Annotated in this window: 1 protein-coding gene and 1 pseudogene; one reads left to right on the forward strand and one right to left on the reverse strand. The window is 69.0% G+C overall.

Features of this window, described 5'->3' with window-relative positions; translation table 11 throughout:
- The coding region (gene mdoH / locus ACIKT0_RS16900; protein WP_407106537.1) for a glucans biosynthesis glucosyltransferase MdoH at positions 1 to 2,117 on the forward strand (2,117 nt) is incomplete at its 5' end.
- A 134-nt stretch (positions 2,118 to 2,251) separates the two neighbouring features.
- Here the strand turns inward: mdoH and ACIKT0_RS16905 are convergent.
- Positions 2,252 to 2,457, reverse strand: a pseudogene (locus tag ACIKT0_RS16905) (molybdopterin molybdenumtransferase MoeA); the annotation flags it as partial.

Genomic DNA, 2,457 nt, shown 5'->3' on the forward strand with positions numbered 1-2,457 from the left:
CGATGCCGGCGCAGCCGCTCCGGACCTGGTCGCCAGATCAGGCCCGCCCCCGCGCGCGGCCCCAGGCATGGAGCACCCCCTGGGCGACGCGCGCCTTTGTCGGCGTCGGGGCGATCGTGGTGACGGGCTTCGGCGCACGCGAGATGTACCGCGTGGTCGAGGTCGGCGGCGTCACCGTCCTCGAATGGGCGCTGCTTGCGCTGTTCGTCATCAACTTCGCCTGGATCGCGCTGGCGTTCATCAGCAGCGTGGTCGGCTTTGTCGCCCTGTTCGGCCGCGCGGCGCTCACGCGCCCCGACCTTCCGGAAAAGCTGACGAGCCGCACCGCGATCGTCATGCCGATCTACAACGAGCAGCCGAGCCGCGTGTTCGGCGCCGTGCAGGCGGCCTATGAGGACGTGCAGCGGCTCGGCTTCGGCGACCATTTCGACTGCTTCCTGTTGTCGGACACCACCGACCCGGACGTATGGATCGCGGAGGAGCGCGCCTTCCTGCGGCTGCGCGAGCTGCTCGGGCCCGATGCGCGGGTGTTCTACCGCCACCGCGCCAAGAACCACCGCCGCAAGGCCGGCAACATCGAGGACTTCGTCACCCGCTGGGGCGGCGCCTACGACCACATGCTGGTGCTCGACGCCGACAGCCTGATGACCGGCCATGCGGTGATCGCGCTCGCCGCCGCGATGGAGGCCGATCCGGACGCCGGGATCATCCAGACGCTGCCGCTTGTCATCAACCGCAACACCCTTTTCGCGCGCGTCCAGCAGTTCGCCTCGCGCGTCTATGGGCCGGTGATCGCCGCAGGCATCACGGTCTGGTACGGCCGCGACGGCAATTACTGGGGCCACAACGCGATCATCCGGACGGAAGCCTTCGCGTCCGGCGCGGGCCTTCCGGACCTGCCGGGCAAGCCGCCTTTCGGCGGGCTCATCCTCAGCCACGATTTCGTGGAGGCCGCGCTCATCCGACGGAAGGGCTGGGCGGTCTACATGCTGCCCCGGATCGAGGGCTCCTACGAGGAGAGCCCGCCGTCGCTGATCGACGTGGCGCAGCGCGACCGACGCTGGTGCCAGGGCAATCTCCAGCATTCCGGGCTGCTCAACGCCCGGGGGCTGCACCCCCTGAGCCGCTACCACTTCCTGAACGGCATCTTCTCCTATCTCGCCTCGCCGTTCTGGATGTTCATGCTGCTCTGCGGCATCGCGCTCGCCCTGCAGTCCAAGTTCATCCGGCCCGAATATTTCACCGACGAGTTCTCGCTGTTCCCGGCCTGGCCGCGCTTCGACGCGGAACGCGCTCTGACGCTGTTCGGCGCGACCATGGCGATCCTGCTTGCGCCGAAGGTTTTCGGACTGCTGCTCTACCTGCTGCATGGCCCGTCGCGGCGGGCCGGAGGAGGCACGATCCGCATCCTGGTCTCCTCCGTTCTGGAGGTGATCCTGTCGTCGCTGTTCGCGCCGATCATGATGCTGGTCCAGTCCGGCTCGGTGTTCCAGATCCTCGCGGGCCGGGCCACCGGATGGAACCCGCAGCGACGCGACGACGGCTCTATCCCGTTCTCGGCGATCGTCCAGCGGCACCGCTGGCACACGGCGCTCGGCGTTGTGACGCTGGTGACGGGCGCTGCGATCGCCCCGTCGCTGGTGGCCTGGATGTCCCCCACCATCGCCGGACTGTTGCTCGCGATCCCGTTGTCGTGGCTGTCAGGCCATCTTGGCTCCGGCCTTGCGTTGAGGCGGCTGGGGCTGATGCTCATCCCCGAGGAGACGATCGCGCCGGAGATCGCGGTCGCCGCACGCGCCAACGCCGCGGCGCTGGCCGAAGGCGGATCGGACGACGCCGAGGCGCTCGTCGCCATCCATCAGGACCCGAACTTCTTCGCCGAGCACGAACGCATGCTTCCCGCCGCGCCCCGTCGCCCCAAGGGCGCGATCGAGACGGACCGGGTGATGGCGGCGGCGAAACTCTCGGACGCCGAATACCTCGGGGACGCAGTCGCCTGGCTGACGCCCAAGGAAAAGACGGTCGTGCTGCACGACCGCGCCCTTCTGGCGCTCCTGGCGCGGCTGCCGCGCGAGGCGCCCCCCGATCGGATCGAGGCCGCCAGCGCCTCACAATAAATGCGCGCCCGCCGGAACTTGGCCTCATTCGGCTTGTTGTATAGGCAATCCCCTCCTGGCGGCGCGATGAAATTCGTGGCGCCGCCAAGCGCAACCAAGCCTCCCGCCCGTCTTCCGGGCGGTTTTTTTTGCCCTTAGAGCTCCATTGCGGCTTCGAACGGCAGGAATCCGATTGGGTCGCCGGGCCGGATTTCCTCACGACCGGCGGGAATGACGGCGAGGCCGTCCGCCGCGATCAGCGGCGCGAGCCGCCCCGAACCGCCCCGTCCGAGCTTTTCCACCCTGAGCACGCCGCGCGAGTCGGCGCCGAGCAGGGCCGCCGGCGCGAACTCGGTGCGCG

Source organism: Hansschlegelia beijingensis (assembly GCF_045505405.1).
GTDB classification, from domain to species: domain Bacteria; phylum Pseudomonadota; class Alphaproteobacteria; order Rhizobiales; family Methylopilaceae; genus Methylopila; species Methylopila beijingensis_A.